At 69.3% G+C, this 17,405-nt stretch carries 17 protein-coding genes; 5 read left to right on the top strand and 12 right to left on the bottom strand.

Annotated features, from left to right (window positions below):
- Positions 1-15 precede the first annotated feature (15 nt).
- The 9 genes from ACTWPV_RS16505 to ACTWPV_RS16465 all read right to left on the bottom strand — a co-directional run bounded on the left by ACTWPV_RS16505 (position 16) and on the right by ACTWPV_RS16465 (position 9,968).
- Entirely contained in the window at positions 16-2,763 is a 2,748-nt protein-coding gene (locus tag ACTWPV_RS16505; RefSeq protein WP_443152414.1) for a CDP-glycerol glycerophosphotransferase family protein, read from the bottom strand.
- Positions 2,764-2,970: 207 nt separating this feature from the next.
- Positions 2,971-3,285 carry an MGMT family protein gene (locus ACTWPV_RS16500; RefSeq protein ID WP_347646425.1) on the bottom strand — a complete coding sequence of 105 codons (315 nt, stop codon included), beginning with the start codon at positions 3,283-3,285 and terminating at the stop codon, positions 2,971-2,973.
- Complete coding sequence (locus ACTWPV_RS16495; protein WP_443152413.1) at positions 3,273-3,632, bottom strand: hypothetical protein; 360 nt, start codon at positions 3,630-3,632, stop codon at positions 3,273-3,275. The genes ACTWPV_RS16500 and ACTWPV_RS16495 overlap by 13 nt, the downstream gene beginning before the upstream one ends.
- 48 nt (positions 3,633-3,680) lie before the next feature.
- On the bottom strand, positions 3,681-4,829 hold the full coding sequence (locus tag ACTWPV_RS16490) for a S8 family peptidase (RefSeq protein ID WP_443152412.1): 1,149 nt from the start codon (positions 4,827-4,829) through the stop codon (positions 3,681-3,683).
- The gene (locus ACTWPV_RS16485) at positions 4,823-5,725 is read right to left on the bottom strand and encodes a hypothetical protein (protein ID WP_443152411.1); all 903 of its coding nucleotides are present in this window, start codon (positions 5,723-5,725) and stop codon (positions 4,823-4,825) included. The genes ACTWPV_RS16490 and ACTWPV_RS16485 overlap by 7 nt, the downstream gene beginning before the upstream one ends.
- A gap of 53 nt (positions 5,726-5,778) precedes the next feature.
- On the bottom strand, positions 5,779-6,987 hold the full coding sequence (locus ACTWPV_RS16480; RefSeq protein WP_443152410.1) for a S8 family serine peptidase: 1,209 nt from the start codon (positions 6,985-6,987) through the stop codon (positions 5,779-5,781).
- Positions 6,988-7,007: 20 nt separating this feature from the next.
- Positions 7,008-7,727, bottom strand: a complete 720-nt coding sequence (locus ACTWPV_RS16475) for a hypothetical protein (protein WP_443152409.1) — start codon at positions 7,725-7,727, stop codon at positions 7,008-7,010.
- A 22-nt stretch (positions 7,728-7,749) separates the two neighbouring features.
- The gene (gene moeZ, locus ACTWPV_RS16470; protein WP_443152408.1) at positions 7,750-8,931 is read right to left on the bottom strand and encodes an adenylyltransferase/sulfurtransferase MoeZ; all 1,182 of its coding nucleotides are present in this window, start codon (positions 8,929-8,931) and stop codon (positions 7,750-7,752) included.
- A 44-nt stretch (positions 8,932-8,975) separates the two neighbouring features.
- Entirely contained in the window at positions 8,976-9,968 is a 993-nt protein-coding gene (locus ACTWPV_RS16465; protein ID WP_443152407.1) for an alpha/beta fold hydrolase, read from the bottom strand.
- A gap of 694 nt (positions 9,969-10,662) precedes the next feature.
- Between ACTWPV_RS16465 and ACTWPV_RS16460 the strand changes: the two genes are divergently transcribed.
- Both ACTWPV_RS16460 and ACTWPV_RS16455 read left to right on the top strand, forming a co-directional pair.
- Positions 10,663-10,995, top strand: coding sequence for a hypothetical protein (locus ACTWPV_RS16460; RefSeq protein ID WP_443152406.1), 333 nt, complete (start codon positions 10,663-10,665; stop codon positions 10,993-10,995).
- Positions 10,996-11,378: 383 nt separating this feature from the next.
- Positions 11,379-11,684, top strand: a complete 306-nt coding sequence (locus ACTWPV_RS16455) for a hypothetical protein (protein WP_347646415.1) — start codon at positions 11,379-11,381, stop codon at positions 11,682-11,684.
- 945 nt (positions 11,685-12,629) lie between these two features.
- Here ACTWPV_RS16455 and ACTWPV_RS16450 read toward each other — a convergent pair.
- The 3 genes from ACTWPV_RS16450 to ku all read right to left on the bottom strand — a co-directional run bounded on the left by ACTWPV_RS16450 (position 12,630) and on the right by ku (position 15,291).
- Entirely contained in the window at positions 12,630-12,935 is a 306-nt protein-coding gene (locus ACTWPV_RS16450; protein ID WP_347646415.1) for a hypothetical protein, read from the bottom strand.
- Positions 12,936-13,379: 444 nt separating this feature from the next.
- On the bottom strand, positions 13,380-13,685 hold the full coding sequence (locus ACTWPV_RS16445; RefSeq protein ID WP_443152405.1) for a hypothetical protein: 306 nt from the start codon (positions 13,683-13,685) through the stop codon (positions 13,380-13,382).
- 739 nt (positions 13,686-14,424) lie between these two features.
- Positions 14,425-15,291 (bottom strand): non-homologous end joining protein Ku, encoded by an 867-nt coding sequence (gene ku / locus ACTWPV_RS16440; RefSeq protein WP_347646411.1) that lies wholly within the window; start codon positions 15,289-15,291, stop codon positions 14,425-14,427.
- A 120-nt stretch (positions 15,292-15,411) separates the two neighbouring features.
- Here ku and ligD (ACTWPV_RS16435) point away from each other — a divergent pair, with 120 nt between their 5' ends.
- The 3 genes from ligD (ACTWPV_RS16435) to ACTWPV_RS16425 are packed head-to-tail and all read left to right on the top strand — an operon-like array spanning position 15,412 to position 17,369.
- The gene (ligD, locus tag ACTWPV_RS16435) at positions 15,412-16,254 is read left to right on the top strand and encodes a non-homologous end-joining DNA ligase (RefSeq protein ID WP_443152404.1); all 843 of its coding nucleotides are present in this window, start codon (positions 15,412-15,414) and stop codon (positions 16,252-16,254) included.
- Complete coding sequence (gene ligD, locus ACTWPV_RS16430) at positions 16,251-17,123, top strand: non-homologous end-joining DNA ligase (protein ID WP_443152403.1); 873 nt, start codon at positions 16,251-16,253, stop codon at positions 17,121-17,123. The genes ligD (ACTWPV_RS16435) and ligD (ACTWPV_RS16430) overlap by 4 nt, the downstream gene beginning before the upstream one ends.
- A gap of 33 nt (positions 17,124-17,156) precedes the next feature.
- Positions 17,157-17,369 carry a hypothetical protein gene (locus tag ACTWPV_RS16425; RefSeq protein WP_347646408.1) on the top strand — a complete coding sequence of 71 codons (213 nt, stop codon included), beginning with the start codon at positions 17,157-17,159 and terminating at the stop codon, positions 17,367-17,369.
- Positions 17,370-17,405 lie beyond the last annotated feature (36 nt).

Here is a 17,405-nt window from a genome sequence, read left to right as displayed (position 1 = left end):
CGGCCGGCCGCCCCGTCAGGGGAAGAGGTGGTCCACCACGCGCGCCGTGGCCTTGCCGTCGTCCTTGGGCGCGAACGTGGCGCGGAAGGCGTCGTAACGGTCCGCGTGTGCCGCCGCCACCTCGTCGATCGACCTCAGCGCGTCGATCACCTCGGCCGACGTCGAGAGCACCGGCCCCGGCGCCTGCTCGGGCAGATCGAGGTAGAGGCCCCGCTTCGACGAGTATTTCGCCAGGTCGTAGCCGTAGAACACGATCGGGCGGCCGGTGCAGACGAAGTCGAACATGACCGAGGAGTAGTCGGTCACCAGGACGTCGGTCACCAGAAGCAACTCGGCGATGTCCGGATATGTAGTGACGTCGCGGGCGATGTCGGGGACAGCGGGCATGGCCTGCATCGGGTGGGCGCGTACGAGGATCTCGTGGTCGGCGCCCAGCGCCTCCCTTGCCTTGGCGAGGTCGAGCTTGACCATGGCGTTCTTACGGTCGTAGTCACGCCACGTCGGCGCGTACAGCACCACCCGCTTGCCCGGGGCCAGCCCGAGACGCTCGCGCACCGCCGCCGCGAGCGCGTCGCGGTCGGGCGAGGTGAGCACGTCGTTGCGGGGCAGGCCGCTCTCCAGCACCTCGCCCTTGTAACCGAACGCTTTGCGCAGCACCGGCGTGGCCCACGGCGACTGCGACAGCAGCAGGTCCCAGCCGCGCACCTCCGCCGCCTGCCGGTACCAGATCGGCGGCTTCGGGTCGCGCTGCATGTGGGGCTGGTCGTTGCCGAGGTGCTTGGCCGGGGTGCCGTGCCAGGTCTGCACCACGACCTGGTCCTCGCGGGCGCGGAACCACGTGGGCAGGAACGCGTTGGTGATGATGTGGCGCGACCTGGCCAGCGCCGCGTGGTGCTCGCGGCTGCCGGCACGCACGACGGTCGCGCCGCCCTCCGGCACGAACGCGCCGTCCTTGACGATCCAGATGTGCTCGCGGTCGTCGCCCCGCCGCAGCCGCTCCTCGTAGATGGCGCGGACGCTGTCGGCGTAGAGTCGCCCGTCGTTGACGACGTAGGCGGTCGCGTCCGTCAGGGGCTCGGTGCGCTGGGCCGGGTAGAACACGCGACGCAGCACGTGGGTGCCCGCCACGCCGCGCTCGTCGGCGGGCCGGTCCTCCTCGACCGTCACCACCGGCACGTCGAACCGCGTGGAGATCATCCGGAAGGTGCGCCCGTCGAACGTGCGCGGGTCCTCGTCGAACGCGGGCAGCGCGGCGTGGTCGACGCGCAGCGGCACGATCTCACCCGAAGGGTGGCGCACCGACATGTTCCAGGTGCCGGACGCCAGCGGCACGGCATCGCCGAACCGGTCCATGGCCGCCGGCTCGACGCGTACGGTGAACGCGTCGCCGGACCGATCCATGGGGATCCAGTAGGAAAGCCCTGACCTGTGCCGCAACGTGAGCGTGCGGGGACCGGGCGCGTCGGGATAGTCGCCGCGCAGGACGAGCACCGGCCCTTCCCAGTCCGCCGAGGTGATCACCGGCCGGATGCGGTGGGCGGAGACGACGACGCGGTCACGCCGGTCGCCGAGCACGGTGATCTCGCGGTCGCCCACGGTCGTGCGGGTCTCGACAAGGTCGGCGAGCATGACCGACGCGGCGGGGTCGCCCTTGGGCTCGACCCAGAGCCGCCGGCCGTCCTTCTCCTGCAGCAGCGCGGGCACGGCCAGCCCGACGACGACCTGCGTGCCGTCGCCCGAGGGCGTGAAGTCGGCGGCGATGCGGTGACCGCCCAGCCTGGCGTGGCCCTTGGTCACCGTACGGCCGGGCAGGGAGATCTTGAGCTCGAGGCGTTCGCCGTCGAGGGACACGCCCTTCAGCTCGGCCCGGTTGGGCTGGAGCACGATCTGCAGCGCCCTGTCGGACGTCCAGACCGGCCTGGCCCACCAGCCGGGCTTCAGCAGGCGCCCGGCCGGGCGCTCGGCCCTGCCGATCGAGAAGCCGCGCAGCAGGCCGGTGGCCCGCGCTCCCCGGCTCCAGAACACGATCTCCGCGCGCCACGTCGTGGCGTCGGGCACGGAGGGCCGGTGGCGCATCCGGCGCCGCACGGCGGACACCGCGCCGCGCACGGCGCCGCGCCAGCGCAGCGACCACGGGCTGAGCTCCGCGGTGAATCCGGACCAGTCGTAGTTGCAGCCGGGCTCGCGCGCTCCGTGGGTGGCCTCGGGGGCGAGGACCCGGCGGGTGCGCATGCGGATGGGCGGCAACCACCGCGGGCCGCGCAGCACCACGGTCGCCCAGTTGAACCTGCGGCTGCGCACGGACAGGCCCGCCAGGTAGGCGAAGCCGGTGACGCGCAGCCTGCCGTCGACCCAGACGATGTCGTCGATGTGGGTCACCGGGACCAGGTCGGAACGGCGCAGCCGGAGCAGGTCGGACGGCAGCTCGTCGCTGAAGGGCAGCTCGGCGTACCAGCGCAGGCCCTTGCGGATGCGCTTGGACGGCTCGGCCGCCGCGGCCACGACCGTGGTGAGCGTCTCGCCCTCGACGAGCTCATCGTCGGGGCGGTGCTCGATCAGGTGACAGATGACGCGGCGCGCGACCGGCAGGTCACGTTTGACGCGCGCGTCGACGCCCGCCAGGTAGGGGCGGATGAGCTGGAGCATCTCGCGCCGGCGCGCCGCGCCGCGTTTGACCGCGAGGTCCATGCGGTTCCCCAGAGGGCCGCTCAGCACCTCGGTGTCGAACACCGCGTCGCGACCGCCTGGACCGACCGCTCGCATGACCGCTTCGAGAGGCTCGCCACGATCACAAAGATCTTGGACAGCCTTCAGGCGGTCGGCGAGCGAATCGCCGCCCTGGCTTTGGGCTGTAACGCCGGTGGCCATGGGGAGGCACCGCCTTTCGGGCCGCCATCAGTGTTCTGCCCATGGTAATGCGCGTCACATGTCACAGAATCGCCCGTTCGGCGAAAGTGCTGGTCAAGCCGCTTACTGAAAATCCGCTGAACGCCCGTCCCAGCGGGCCAGCCGCATGTCCACCCGCTCGCCGCGCAGCGGAGTGCCCTCCTCGCGCCAGTGAGCCAGGCATCTCCGCAGGTGGTCAGGGGCGGCGCCGCTGCCGTCCGCGTGCACGACCCGCCACCACGGCACGCCTCCGCCCCACGTCGACATCACCGCGCCGACCTGACGCGGACCGCCCTCGCCGAGGTATTCGGCGATGTCGCCGTAGGCCATGACCCTGCCCGGCGGGATGCGCTCCACGAGATCGAGCACCTTCTCCGCGAACGGGTTCATGGAGTCCATGAGGCCGGCCCGGCGTCGATGATCTCGTCGAACTTGCCGATCTCCACCGTGCCGCCGCCCGCCTCGACCTCAATGACGCCGTCACGCACAGCGTAGACCTCGCCGTCCTCGCCCACGAGCCGAGCGCCGAGCGCGGCCGACAACCGCAGGAGCTGTGCCACCTGCCAGTCGGAGCCCGGCTCGCCGATCAGCTGGTCGTCCCAGCGTGCCACCGCGTGCGCGGCGCCCCCGTGACCGGCCACGATCTCGTCAGATCCGCGCAGCTCGAAACCGGCCGGAGCGATGGCCTTCGCGAGCTCCGCGAAGGCGAGTGGTGACTCACGCACCACCCGCAGCTCGTATCCCATGACGGGGGACCATAGCGGATGTTCACTCCTCCCGTCGTACGGAGCCTTTCACTCCTTGCGCTGATTGAGCATGATGATCGCGCCGCAGAACGCCACCAGCGCCACCAGCACGCCGCCGCCGTACAACACCAGGCGGAGCGGGTCGGGCCCTGGAGGCGCCGGGACGGGTGAGTCCTCGCCCTCCCCGAAGTGCTCCATCCCCGGCACGACGCTGCGTTTCGCGCCGGTCAGGCTTCCCGCGGCGTTGAGCGCGGCCGCCGCGTCGACCACGCCGAACCCCGTCTGGTCGTCGTAACCGGCGGCGGGCCGGCCCCTGACGCTCGACGACAGCGCCTGGGCCACCTGCTCGGGCCGCATCTTCGGATGGCGTGACTTGATCAGCGCTGCCACCCCCGCCACGAGCGCGGCGGCCGAGCTGGTGCCCTGCGACATCTCGTAGCCGCTCTTGCGCTTGACCACGGGCACGCCGACGCCGGGCGCCGCGACCATCACCGACAGGTTGTCGCTGCTGAACGTCGCCCGCCTGCCCTGCTTGTCGGTGGCCGCCACGCCGATGACGCCCGGGTAGCCGGCGGGGAAGCTCCAGTAGGAGGTGTCCTCCTTCTTGGCGTAGTCGGTCTGGCCGTCGTTGCCCACGGCCGCCACCAGCACGACGCCCTTGCCGAGCGCGTAGGAGACGGCCTCGCGCTCGGACCTGAGCGGGCCGTAGGAGCCGATCGACATGCTGACGACCTGGGCGCCGTGGTTGGCGGCGTAGCGCAGGGCGCGGGCCAGCGGGCTCTCCCGCGAGCGCCCCGCGTCCGGCGCCGGCGTGGCCATCGTGGGCTCCTCGTCGGTGACCAGGGGCAGCGAGAGGATGCGCGCCTCCGGGGCGACGCCGGTGAACCCGCCGTCCTCGCCCGAGCCGGCGATCAACCCGGCCATGGCGGTGCCGTGCCTGCCCGGCGACACCTCGCGGCTCACCGCGCCCGAGGTCATGTCGGGGCCGGCGGTCACGCGGCCCTTGAGCTCTTTGACCTCGCCGTCCACCGCGCTGTCCACGACGGCGACGGTGACGCCCGCGCCTTTGGTGACCGACCAGGCCCGCTCGATGTTGAGCGCGTCCAGCACCCACTGCTGCTGGTCGCGTACGGGGTCGGCGGCGGGTCCCGCCAGGACGAGCAGCGCGGCCGTGAGCGTGCGTACGGCGTTCAGCACACGTTCCCCTGGGTACAGGGCGGCACCTTGGGCGGGTCCGCCAGGAAGTAGGCGATCTGGTTGCCGACCGACCTGGCCGCCGGCCACAACTCACTGTGCAGGATCTCCTCGGGCGGGACCGCGGCCCTGGTGCGCCCGTCGGCGTAGCCCGCCGTCGAGAACACGATGTACGGCCCCGCGCCCACCCAGCCGGTGCGCTGGCGCTGCTGAGGGCCGAAGCGCTCGGTCACCGTGCCGGGGAAGGCGACCGGCAGCACACCGACGCGATCGTCCTTGGTGAGCTCGTCCGTCGCCGAGACCCTGGACTCCTCGTCCTCCAGCACGGCGACGCCGACCGTGATGACGAACGCGGCCGTCTGGTCGGTGTACGTGGCCCGCAGCACGGTGACGCAGCCGTGGCTTCGCAGCACCCCGGCCACGGAGGCGTCGACGCCCTTGCCGCAGTCGGTCTCCGGTGCGATGCCGACGCGCCTGGCGTACTGCTGGGCGCGGTCGAGGCCGACGTACTTCACCTCTTCCGGGAAGACGCCCGTGGCCGGCCATGCCTGCCAGCGCCTGGCGATCTCCTCGTCCTTGTACTGGTTCTGCTCGGCGGCGGTCAGCGGGCGCGAGCGGGTCTCGGCGACCAGCCCGACCGAGCCCAGCAGCACGACGATGGCCGAGACGGCGAGGATGACGCCGAGCAGCACGACGAAGATGCGCCGGTAGCGGATGCCCTGCCTGAGGTCGTCCATCTGGGCGCGCTGCCGGGCCGCCGTGCGCGTGCGGGAATTGGCCGCAGGCCATGCGCGGACGCGTGACCTGCGGCCGGTCGCGGCGCCGAGCGGGTTGCTCCGTCGCTGCGTGGCCTCTCCCCCGGCGCGCGGAAGCCCTGAGGTCGTCCTACGTGCCTTCACCACCGCCTCGTTCCCGCGTTCGCTTGTCTATTTCGTCCCCCTAAGTAGGCGGATCATGCCTCTTGTGAGCTCTGCGCCCGGCGTACGCGCCTGACCAGGACGAAGATGACGGCCAGGGACAGAAGCGCGCCGGCGCCCGCCGCTGCGGCGATGGCGGAGTAGAGCGTCACCTGCCGCTGGTCCCTGGTGATGACCCTGACGGGGCCCGCGTCGCCGCCGGCCAGCGGCTTGGCCGGGTCGTGGACCTCGGCGCCGGTGGCTGTCTCGGTGTGCCCGGCGAGCTTGCCGGCCTCGGCCAGCGCCCTGGTGGCGTTCACGACGCCGAAGCCGGTGGCGGTGTCGTAGCCGCCGGGCGGGCGGTCGGTGGCGCCGGTGGAGAGGGCGCGGGCGACGAGCGGCGGCGACATATCCGGATATTTCGCTTTAATGAGGGCGGCTACCCCGGACACCAGCGCGGTCGCCTGCGAGGTGCCCCTGCCGACCCAGTATTGGCCGCCAGGGCCCGCGCCCATGATGTCCACGCCCGGCGCGGACACCAGCACCGAGGAGTTGCGGTTGGAGAACGCGGCCCGCCGCAGCCGCCGATCCGTCGCCCCCACCGAGACGACCCCGGGGAACGCCGCCGGGTAGGAGTAGGGCGCGAAGTCGCCGTCGATCTTGTTGTCGCCGTGGTTGCCGGCGGCGGCCACCAGCACGACACCCTTGGAGATGGCGTAACGGATCGCCGCACGCTCCTGCCGGGTCGCCAGCTCTTTGGAGATCGACATGTTGATCACGTCTGCTCCCTCGTCCACCGCGTAGCGAATGCCACGGGCCACCACGTCCTCGAAGCGCTCGGCGGAGTTGAACTCCCGGAAACCGGGCTCTTCATCCTCGAGGATGACCCTTACCGACAGTACGTGCGCTTCGGGCGCGACGCCGATGATCCCCCGTTTTCCCTCGGGCCCGTGGCCGTGCCCGGCGATCAGCGAGGCCATGTACGTGCCGTGCAACCTGCGCGGAGTCACGCCCCGCGGGTTTGCGCCCACAGTGAAATCCTTGCCCACACGGACCGAGCCGGCCAGGTCACGATGGCGACGGTCGACACCGGAGTCGAGCACGGCCACCAGCACCCCCGCGCCCCTGGTGGTGCGCCACGCCTTGGCGAGGTCGAGCGTCTCGATCACCGCCTGCTGGCCGCCCCGCACGTCGTCGGCCCAGACGGGCGGCGTCGCGAGCAGCAACGACCCGAGCGCCGCCACCACCGCGCCTCGCCTCAGCACAGCCCCGCCTCTGCCCCGCCTCAGCACACCCACTCCTCGGCCGTGCAGTCGGGCATCCGTGGCGTGCTCAGCTTCGACAGCACGTGCTCGGAGATCTCTGTGGCGAAGGCGAAGATGGCGGGCCGCTGCTCGCCCACGGTGTCGGCGGGGCGCCCGGCCACCTGGCCGGCCGTGGTCAGCACGAGATAGGGGCCCGCCTGGCGGACAGAACCCGCCTGGCGTACGGCAGGCGTGAACCGGTCGGCCACCGTACCGCGAAAGGCCAGCGGCCGCAGCCCGGGCTCGGGTTCGCCGCTGTCGGAGAAGGCGGACTTGGCCTGCAGGGCACCCCGCTCGTCGCGCATGGCCACAACGCCGATCGTCACGAGCACCCCGCGCAGCGCGTCGATGTAGGTCGCCCGCAGCACGCCCCGGCAGCCCGCCGCGCGCAACGCCGTGGCGGCCCCGGCGTCCACGGAGTCCGCGCACGAAGTGTGCGGCGAGATGCCGATCCTCCTCGCGCGCTCTCGCCCGCCCTGCTCAGCGGCGTAGGCCAGCGTGGTGGGGAAGATGCGGCCCGTGGGCCAGGCGCGCCAGCGCTCGGCGATCTCGCGCTGGGCCGCCGCGTGCAACTCGGCCGTGCTCGGCCCGCGGGTCAGCTCCGTGCCCGCCGCGCTGCCGGCCACCCCGGCGGCCACCGCGCAGATCAGCGTCAGCGCGGAGGCCGTCACCAGGGTGGGCCAGGGGCGTGCGGAATCCACGGCGAGCGCCCCTTTGAGACCGTCAGTAGCTGGGCAGGCTCGGGTCGACCGTCTTGACCCAGCTCAGCACGCCGCCGCCGACGTGGACGGCGTCGGAGAAACCTGCGTCCTTGACGACCGCCAGCGCCTCGGCCGAGCGCGCGCCCGACTTGCAGTGCAGAACGATCTTCTTGTCCTGCGGCAGCTTCTCCAGGGCCGAGCCGTTGAGGAACTCGCCCTTGGGGATCAGCTTGGCGCCGGGGATGGAGACGATCTCATATTCGTTGGGCTCGCGGACGTCGACGACATAGATGTTCTCGCCGCGGTCCATCATGCCCTTGAGCTCGAGCGCCGTGATCGTGGAGCCGCTGGCGGCCTCGGCGGCCTCCTCGGAGACCGCGCCGCAGAAGGCCTCGTAGTCGTCGAGCAGCTGCGTGACCGTCGGGTTTTTCCCGCACAGCACGCACTCGGGGTCCTTGCGGACCTTGACGTCGCGGTATTTCATCTCCAGGGCGTCATAGATCATCAGTCGCCCGACCAGCGGATCGCCGATGCCGGTCAGCAGCTTGATGGCCTCGTTGACCTGGATGGAGCCGATCGACGCGCACAACACGCCGAGCACGCCGCCCTCGGCGCACGACGGCACCATGCCGGGAGGCGGGGGCTCCGGGTAGAGGCAGCGGTAGCAGGGCCCGTGCTCGGCCCAGAACACGCTCGACTGCCCGTCGAAGCGGTAGATCGACCCCCAGACGTACGGCTTGCCGAGCAGCACCGCGGCGTCGTTCACCATGTAGCGCGTGGCGAAGTTGTCGGTGCCGTCGACGATGAGGTCGAAGCCGGAGAAGATCTCCATGACGTTTTCCGTGCTCAGCGCCGTGTTGTGGATCACGACGTCGACCAGCGGGTTGATCTCACGGACTGACGCGGCGGCGCTCTCGGCCTTCAGCCTGCCCACGTCGGACTGGCCGTGGATGACCTGGCGTTGCAGGTTGGACTCATCGACCACGTCGAAGTCGATGATGCCGAGGGTGCCGACGCCCGCCGCCGCGAGATAGAGCAGCGCGGGCGAGCCCAGGCCTCCGGCGCCCACACACAGCACCTTGGCGTTCTTCAGCCGCTTCTGCCCCGCCATGCCCACATCGGGAATGATCAGGTGACGCGAGTAGCGGCGCACTTCGTCGACGGTCAGCTCTGCGGCCGGCTCGACCAGCGGTGGCAACGACACTTTCTACGCTCCCGTTTGCAGGGGGTCTTATCTCACCTTGAAACCTAGCTGGCGAGTCGGGCATTCCCCAATCGAGTCTCACCGATCAGACGGCGTGCCTCCGCCGCCACGACCTGCGGTGTCTCCATCATCGCCACGTGCCCGGCCGTGGGCAGCAACACCAGCCTGACCTTCCGGAATGTACGGTACGCCTTCGCGGCCATGGCCGGGCGGACCAGACGGTCGTGCCGCCCGTGCACGATCAGGGTCGGCGCCTCGATCTTCGCCGCCTGGCGCCAGAGGTTGTCCTCGCCGAAGCGGAAGTATTCGGCGACGATGCCCCGCGCGGAGGCGATCACGGCCTCACCGGCGTGGGGGAGGTCGTCGCGCCTGCGCTGCTCGTCGACGGCGTTGCGCAGGCGTTCGGGATGGACGGCGTCGGCGTCGGCGTAGACCATGGCGAGCGAGGCGCTGACCCGCTGCTCCGCCGGGAACAGCCGCATCGTGCTCGCCGCCCACTCGCCCAGCCTGGGCAGCGCGGCGGCGGCCACGCGGACGGGACCGTACCTGGGGAGCAGGTCGGGCAGGGCGGGCGAGATGAGGGTGAGCGAGCGGACCAGGTCGGGACGGCAGGCGGCGACCCTGACGGAGACCGCGCCGCCGAGCGAGTTGCCGAACAGGTGGGCGGGTCCCGTCCGCTCCAGCAGACCGATCACGGCCTTGGCATGGCCCGCGACGGTGTAGTCGCCGTCGGCGGGGACCGGCGAGTGACCCGCGCCGGGGAGGTCGAGGGCGTGGCAGGTGACCTCGTCCTTGAGCTCGTCCATGAGATCGGTCCAGTTGGTCGCCGAACCCGCCAGCCCGTGCACGAAGACGGCCTGCTCCGTCGGGCCCTCCCTGACCGCGTGCGCGTGCGCCGCGCCCGGTCCCTCGCCGTGGGGTGGCCTGGCGGTGGAGGAACCGGCCCAGGTCTCGCCCGGGGCCGGCTGGGTGGATCGGACGTGCACCGAGCCGATCATGCGTCCCGGCCAGTGCGGGACCGGCTCCGCGGTCATCATCGAGCCTCCTTGGTCGCGCTGGAGCTTCTCTTCCCTCTCCTCAACGATAACCACGCTCTCCTGAGGCAGCCGGCGCCGCGGCGGGCGGGCATGCCGGGCCCGTCGATATGGACATTTCGGCATATATCGCTTCATAGGCATCTAAGGGATCTCATGGCACCCCAAGACTGCGGCAAAAGCCATCGTTTGCCGTTTATGGCAGGCCTGACTGGAAAGCATCAGACCAGCAACACCCAGCGTAATCGCCGTAGCACTTATCGTTAATGGCGGGATCAACGAAGGGGCGGCAACGCCGCGCCCATTCGGGCATGCCCGCCGACGCACGAATGAGTGCCGCCGGTCGATCGCGCCATTCCATCGTGTCGGCGAATACGTGCACCACAAATACCGATCAGGGTATTGCGCCCGCGCGCCCAGGACACCGGACGCCAGGACGGGCAGTATCCGCCATTCCGTGCTGCGATCCTCTGGATAACGGCACAATCGGACATATCATGTCATTTCATTGGATAGATGTTTAAGCCGAGCAATAAGATTGTTAATGCACAGCAAAATAGGGTGATTCCTGTTTGCCCGCCCACAGCCCAGGAAATGACTTTCCACGGATGACTCTTCAGCAGCCGTCCAAGACCTGCTTTCAGGTCACCCGGAAACGTCGAGAACGGGGCAACCGATCCTTTAGGGGGAAAACGCAATGCCCAAGCTCAAGAGTGTTATCGCAGGCCTCGCCCTTAGCACGGCGATGACCGGCGGCGTGGTCGGCCTGGGCGCGACCAGCGCCGAGGCCAACACCCCGGTCCGCACCGGCCCGTCCGTCGTCACTGGGGACGACGGCGGCTGGGGCTGGGGCTGGGGACACCGGCGTCACCACCGCCAAAGCTGCAAGCGTCACGGCCACCACGGTGGCGGCTGGGGCTGGGGACACCGCCGTCACCACCGCGGCAACATCTGCGTCGTCATCCGCAATGACAACCGCAACGAGAACGGCGAGCGTCGCCACCGCCACCACCACAACCGTGACTGGTGACATAACCGCGAATTGATGGAGCAGGAATGAGCACCCGTTATCCGTGAATGGTCGTCGTACACAGCGACGTGAACACGACCAGCGAATATCGGGCTCATTCTCCGCATCTCGCACGGCACTCCCGGCGAGGGCCCCACTGGCGTCAGCCAGGGGGCCCTCGCTGCATTTGTACGACACATAGCTGTGGCAGCCATCCCCACAAAAGCCATACAGGTCTCTACTATCCGGCAAAACTGGACAATTGCGGTTAGTTGGTCATTGATTCGGATATATGTAGACCACGGATGAATCGCTAGCGAGACATCCGATCCCGCTTCCCGCCGATCCTTGCGATCGCAGGAAATGGGAGAACGGGGCAATCGATCCTTTAGGGGGAAAACGCAATGCCCAAGCTCAAAAGTGTTGTCGCAGGCCTCGCCGTCAGCACGGCGCTGACCGGTGGCGTGGTCGCCGCGGGCGCGACCACGACCGCTGCCAGTGCCGCCACCCAGGTCAGCGCGGACACGTCCGTCCTGGCGGGCGGTCACTGCCACAAGCGCCGCTGCGGTTGGGGCTGGGGCCGCGGGGCCCGGTGGGGCGGCTGGGGCAAGTGGGGCCGTCACCGCCACCACGGCCACGGCCGCATCCGGATCGTCATCGTCAACCGGAACCACAACGTCAACCGCTTCGACCACGACCGGTTCAGGTGATCGGGCTCACGCCATAGCCTGAGCCCGGTGGCGCGCTCCCTGCGCCACCCCCGGAGTCCGCCAAGGCGATGAACTCCGGTTCACCACAGAGTGCCCGCATTCGCGGCGACCGACGTCCTCCTTTCGGAGTCTCGACGTCCACCCAGCGGATGCGGGCACTTCACGTTCCTCGTACCGCGCTCCGGGAGCCTCCTCGTCGCCGGCGACGAACACCGGACGGGCTGGGGAGCAGGCGCACGAGCGGGCGGGCAGCCGCACGGACACACGGGCGGGCCGACGGGCGCGCCTGCCACCGGCGCACACACGAGCAGGCCGACGCACCAGCGGGTCGGGCACGCAGGCTGTGGTCATCGCCGCGTGAGCCATCCGCTCACCATCCAGTCACCTGAGATCCACCGCGCACGCTGCGTCCCGCCTCGCTTCGGGCGCCGTGCTTCTCGGCCCCTCTTGCTCCGGCACCGTCCCTCGTCCGTGCTCTGGGAACCATGCCCCCGGCCGGAGCCGGGCCGGCGCCCTCGATCGTGCCCATGCCGGGCGGCCGACATGCCCACCTGCGTGTGCCGGCCGCCTGGGGTGGCTGCGGTGGAAGCGTCGACGCGCGGTGGTGAAGGCCGGCGGCACTGGTCGAGCAGGGCGCTGCGGACCAGGTGGAGCGGCGGGGAACCGGCCCGAGCGGGGTGGGGAGGCGGTCAGGGTGGAGCGGCGGGGAGCTGCCAGGGTGGGGATGGCCGGGTGGGGGATGGCGGGGGTGAGCGGTCGGTGGTGGAGGCGCGGCAGAGAAGTCGAGTGCCCGCATTTGTGGGAGGACGTCGTTTTCTACGGAGAGATGACGTCGATCCCGTCAAATGCGGGCACCCTTTCCCATGCAGGAGTACATCGCATTCAGCGGACTCCTACAGTGGCGCAGGGAAATTGCGCCACGGGCTCAGACCATGAGCGAGCCGATCACCTGAACCGGTCGTGGTCGAAGCGGTTGACGTTGTGGTTCCGGTTGACGATGACGATCCGGATGCGGCCGTGGCCGTGGTGGCGGTGACGGCCCCACTTGCCCCAGCCGCCCCACCGGGCCCCGCGGCCCCAGCCCCAACCGCAGCGGCGCTTGTGGCAGTGACCGCCCGCCAGGACGGACGTGTCCGCGCTGACCTGGGTGGCGGCACTGGCAGCGGTCGTGGTCGCGCCCGCGGCGACCACGCCACCGGTCAGCGCCGTGCTGACGGCGAGGCCTGCGACAACACTTTTGAGCTTGGGCATTGCGTTTCCCCCTAAAGGATCGATTGCCCCGTTCTTTGTGCTCCCGGATAACCAGCAGATACCAGAATGCCGGGAAGCGGCACGGATTCCCCACTAGCGGCTCATCCGCATCCTGCATCTAACCGAGACAATGTCCATCTAACTGGAATTAGCAAGCCTTTTCCGGCCACATCCATCGTCATGGCTTTTAAGCCACGCATTATGTAACAGAGCTCTTGGCCCACCACTTGTAAGACGGCAGCGAGGGCCCCGCGACGGATGCCGGCAGAGCCCTCCCCAGTGATTGCCGTAGGACCTAGAAACAAAGCTCAGGACCGGCCCGTGCGATGAATGCACGGGCCGTTCCCGAGAGTCGAGAGTTCACCCGGCCAATTCCAGCTCCCCGCGAGCGGCGACCGTACGTGAAAGACGACTCCTCATTTCTGCGCCGTCCGGCGGATCACCCTACTCGTCTTCTGCAGGAGTGGCGGTGATGGTGATCGTCGGAGTCGGAGTCGGACGCGGGAACCTGTTGATGTTGCGGTTCCTGTTGTGGACCTTGACCCTCACATGCATCCTGTGGTGGTGGTGACGGCGCCATCCGCAGCGCCACCAGCCATGGCAGCCACCCGCGACCACGGATGTGCCGGTGTTGACCTGGGTTGCGGCACCAGCGGCGGACGAGGTCGTCGCCGCACCAACGGCGACCGCACCACCAGTCAGGGCCGTGCTGATGGCGAGGCCTGCGATAGCACTCTTGAGCTTGGGCATTGCGTTTTCCCCCTAAAGGATCGATTGCCCCGTTCTCGCGTTTCCCGATAAACAGAAAACAGTCTTGGACGGCTGCTGAAGAGTCATCCACGGAATGTCATTTCCGCCACGAAGGGAGACAAACAGCTATCGCCCCATTTTGCTAGGCATTAACAATGTTATTGCTTCTATTAAACATTTATCCAATGAAATGCTATGAATTATCCGGTTTGTCCGATTCGATGATTGATCATGGCGGCGGGTTCGTTTTCGACTTCCGCGTCGGGCCGGCGCACGGCCATGGCCAGGCAGGGCCGGCGGTCCGGCGCGGTCCCTGACGGGCGTGTGTCCGTCCAGCGCGCACCTGCGCGACGCCCGGGACACCGGCTCCGCCCGAAGGGTCCCCGCCGCCGGAACCGTCTCCGGCCCGCAGCGCCTCCGGGCACAGGACGGAGACGTCAGGTGGTGAACCTCGCACCCCGGCGACGGGGCACGGCCGCGCGCCGTACACGATGGCGGGCCAGGGCCAGGGTGGGACGGTGACATCACCGGCCGCCGTCACCGAGGGAAGGTGCTCGCCGACCGCGGTTCGCCGGTCAACGGCCGCCGTCTGCCGCCGGTGTTGAGCCCCATCCGCTACGCCCGCGTCCAGGCGCGCTGCCAGAGCGAACCAGGTTCCGCTGACGAGGCGGCCTGCCACGTCGACAGGTAGGGCGCGTCCCGGCCCGCGCTCAGGCGGCTCCTCGGCCCGGGTGGATCGCTACGCGGACTTGCGGGTCTTGCGCTTGGAAGCGGCCTTGTCCTCGTCCTTCGACTTGCCGCCGGCCTTCTTCTGCTTGGCCGGTTCGCCTTCGCGTTCCTTCTTGGCCGCCTCGACACTCGCCCTCAGCGCGGCCATGAGGTCCACGGCGGGTCCCGCTTCTTCCTCCTCGCGGGCGGCGACGACCTCCTTGCCCGCCACCTTCGCCTCGATGACCTGCTGCAGGGCCTCGCGGTACGTGTCGTGATACTCGCTCGGGTCGAAGTCGGACTCCATGGTGGTGATCAGCGACTCGGCCATCTTGAGTTCCTGCGCGCGTACCTCTATGTCCTCTTCCAGGAAGGGGAAGTCGGGTGTGCGGATCTCGTCGGGCCAGAGCATCGTCTCCAGCACGAAGATGCCGTCCCTGACCCTCAGCGTGGCCAGCGACTCCCGCTGGCGCAGGGCCACCTTGACCACGGCCACCTGGCCGGAGCTCTCCAGGGCGTCGCGCAGCAGCACGTACGGCTTCGCCCCCTGCGCGTCGGGCTCCAGGTAGTACGACTTGGCGAAGTAGATGGGGTCGATCTGGTCCGCGGGGGCGAACTGGAGCACGTCGATCCGGCGCGAGCTGCTGAGCGGCAGGTCCTCGAAGTCCTCGTCGGTCAGCACGACCACCTCGCCGGTGGCGAGTTCGTACCCTTTGGCGATGTCCGAGTAGGGGACTTCTTCGCCGTCGACCGTGCACACCCGCTTGTACCGGATCCGCCCGCCGTCCTCACGGTGCACCTGGTGGAACGTCACGTCCTTCTGCTCGGTCGCCGAGTAGAGCTTGACCGGGATGGTGACCAGCCCGAAGGAGATCGCACCTTTCCAGATGCTGCGCATACGCAACTCCTCAGCACTCAACGGTCCACCGATGGGCACATACCCGTCATGGGGCAACCAATGCCATACCCGGTCGAACCGATGTTGGCTGTGCCCGGGGAACTATCCTCTGATCGCGACATGTACGGGCTTGAGGTCAAGTGGGATGGCATCCGGGCTCTCGTACACATCGAGGACGGCGTACGGGTGACGGGGCGGCATGGGGTCGAGTACACGCGGCGCTATCCGGAGATTTCGGGCTTTGGGGTCAAGCACGCGATCATCGACGGCGAGGTCGTGGCGCTGGACCCGCAGGGCCGGCCCAGCTTCGTCCGGCTGCAACACCGGATGCACCTGACCGATCCCGACCCGGCCATGCTGAAACGGTATCCCGTCACGTACATGCCGTTCGACCTGCTCTACCTCGACGGCATGCCCCTCTTCGACCTGCCCTACCGCGACCGCAGGGCACTCCTCGACGAGCTGGACATCGGTGCGCCCCCGTACTTCCCCGGCGACTCCGACCTGCTGTCGGCCACGTACGAGCAGGGTCTTGAGGGTGTGGTCGCCAAGCGGCTGGACGCGCCCTACCGGCCGGGCACCCGCTCACCGTGGTGGGTCAAGGTGAAGAACCTGAGCACCAGGGAGGTCGTGATCGGCGGCTGGAAGCCCGGCAAGGGCCGCCGGTCCGGCGGGATCGGGTCGCTGGCCATGGGGATGTTCACCGGCGCAGGCCTGACGTACGTGGGGCACGTCGGCACGGGGTTCACGGACGCCGTACTGGACGATCTTCACGGGAGGCTGCGCCCGCTGGAGGTCGCGCGCAGCCCGTTCTGCAACGAGGTTCCGTGGCGGAACCGGTGGGTTAGGCCTGATCTCGTCGGGGAGGTGGCTTACACGATGTGGACGGACGAGCAGCGGCTGCGGCACCCCGTGTGGCGCGGGCTGCGCCCCGACAAGCTCCCCTCGGAGGTGACGCCATGAAGGTGCCGGTCAAGGTCGACGGGCGCGAGCTGGCGCTGAGCAACCTGGACAAGGTGCTCTATCCCGACTACGGCTTCACCAAGGCCGAGATCATCGACTACTACAGCCGCATCGCCCCTGTCCTGCTGCCGCATCTCGCGGGCAGGCCCCTGACCGTCAAGCGGTTCCCGAACGGCGTCACCGGCCAGTCCTTCTTCGAGAAGAACGCCCCTGACCACACCCCTGACTGGGTCAGGCGGGTCAACCTGCCCGCGCCCGGCAGCACCAAGAACCGCGAGAGCATCGACTTCGCCGTCGTCGAGGACCTGCCCACGCTCGTCTACTACGCCAACCTGGCCGCGCTCGAACTGCACGTTCCCCAGTGGCGCGTCGACGACGACGGCGAGGCGCTGCCGCCCGACACGCTCGTGTTCGACCTCGACCCCGGCCCGCCCGCCACGATCGTCGAGTGCTGCCGGGTCGCGCTTATGCTCCGCGAGGTGCTCAAGGGCGAAGGGCTCGTCGCGGTGCCGAAGACCAGCGGCAACAAGGGCATGCAGCTGTACGCCGAGTGGGACTGCCGCGAGGAGCCCTCCGCCTTCGCCAAACGGCTGGCACAACGCCTGGAGAAGGAGCATCCCCAGGAGGTCGTCAGCGTGATGGCGAAGAAGGCCAGGCCGGGCAAGGTGTTCATCGACTGGAGCCAGAACAACCCGGCCAAGACGACCGTGGCGCCCTACTCGCTGCGGGCCAGGGAGCGGCCGACGGTCTCGACCCCCCTGTCGTGGAAGGAGGTCGAGGACTGCGAGCACGCCGAGGAACTCGTGTTCACGGCGCCGGACGTACTCGCCCGAGTGGAGAAACGCGGCGACCTTTTCAGCCGGGCGTAGTCTGGACGCGTCCGCACCAAGAGGGGGACCGACATGTCAGAGATGGACATACGCGGGGACGCGAGCACCTACGAAGAGGAAGAGGAGCGTTTCTCGATCGAGACGCCCGAGGCCGACGCGGCCGAGCAGCAACGTGAGATCCGCCCCGTCGGCAGGCTGCGCAGCGAGCTGCCACTCGACGTCGATCCCGCCGACGCGGCCGACCAGGACCGCGTCGTGGAACTCGACGATGACGACTATCGCTGAGCCGGTGCCGGTGAGCCGGCTCCACGGCTATGACCT

Origin of the sequence: Nonomuraea sp. KM88, from assembly GCF_052245635.1 — a bacterium.
Lineage (GTDB): Bacteria > Actinomycetota > Actinomycetes > Streptosporangiales > Streptosporangiaceae > Nonomuraea.
Note: the sequence above shows the minus strand (reverse complement) of the source record. Positions and strands in the feature narration are given on the sequence as shown.

Bases quoted from the DNA above. Each gene is read 5' to 3' on its own strand.
- ku (WP_347646411.1), bottom strand. From the start codon at position 15,291: ATGCGCAGCATCTGGAAAGGTGCGATCTCCTTCGGGCTGGTCACCATC.
- ligD (WP_443152403.1), top strand. From the start codon at position 16,251: ATGAAGGTGCCGGTCAAGGTCGACGGGCGCGAGCTGGCGCTGAGCAAC.
- ACTWPV_RS16445 (WP_443152405.1), bottom strand. From the start codon at position 13,685: ATGCCCAAGCTCAAGAGTGCTATCGCAGGCCTCGCCATCAGCACGGCC.
- ACTWPV_RS16425 (WP_347646408.1), top strand. From the start codon at position 17,157: ATGTCAGAGATGGACATACGCGGGGACGCGAGCACCTACGAAGAGGAA.
- ACTWPV_RS16455 (WP_347646415.1), top strand. From the start codon at position 11,379: ATGCCCAAGCTCAAAAGTGTTGTCGCAGGCCTCGCCGTCAGCACGGCG.
- ACTWPV_RS16460 (WP_443152406.1), top strand. From the start codon at position 10,663: ATGCCCAAGCTCAAGAGTGTTATCGCAGGCCTCGCCCTTAGCACGGCG.
- ACTWPV_RS16505 (WP_443152414.1), bottom strand. From the start codon at position 2,763: ATGCGAGCGGTCGGTCCAGGCGGTCGCGACGCGGTGTTCGACACCGAG.
- ACTWPV_RS16500 (WP_347646425.1), bottom strand. From the start codon at position 3,285: ATGGACTCCATGAACCCGTTCGCGGAGAAGGTGCTCGATCTCGTGGAG.
- ACTWPV_RS16450 (WP_347646415.1), bottom strand. From the start codon at position 12,935: ATGCCCAAGCTCAAAAGTGTTGTCGCAGGCCTCGCCGTCAGCACGGCG.
- ligD (WP_443152404.1), top strand. From the start codon at position 15,412: ATGTACGGGCTTGAGGTCAAGTGGGATGGCATCCGGGCTCTCGTACAC.
- ACTWPV_RS16495 (WP_443152413.1), bottom strand. From the start codon at position 3,632: ATGGGATACGAGCTGCGGGTGGTGCGTGAGTCACCACTCGCCTTCGCG.
- ACTWPV_RS16465 (WP_443152407.1), bottom strand. From the start codon at position 9,968: ATGATGACCGCGGAGCCGGTCCCGCACTGGCCGGGACGCATGATCGGC.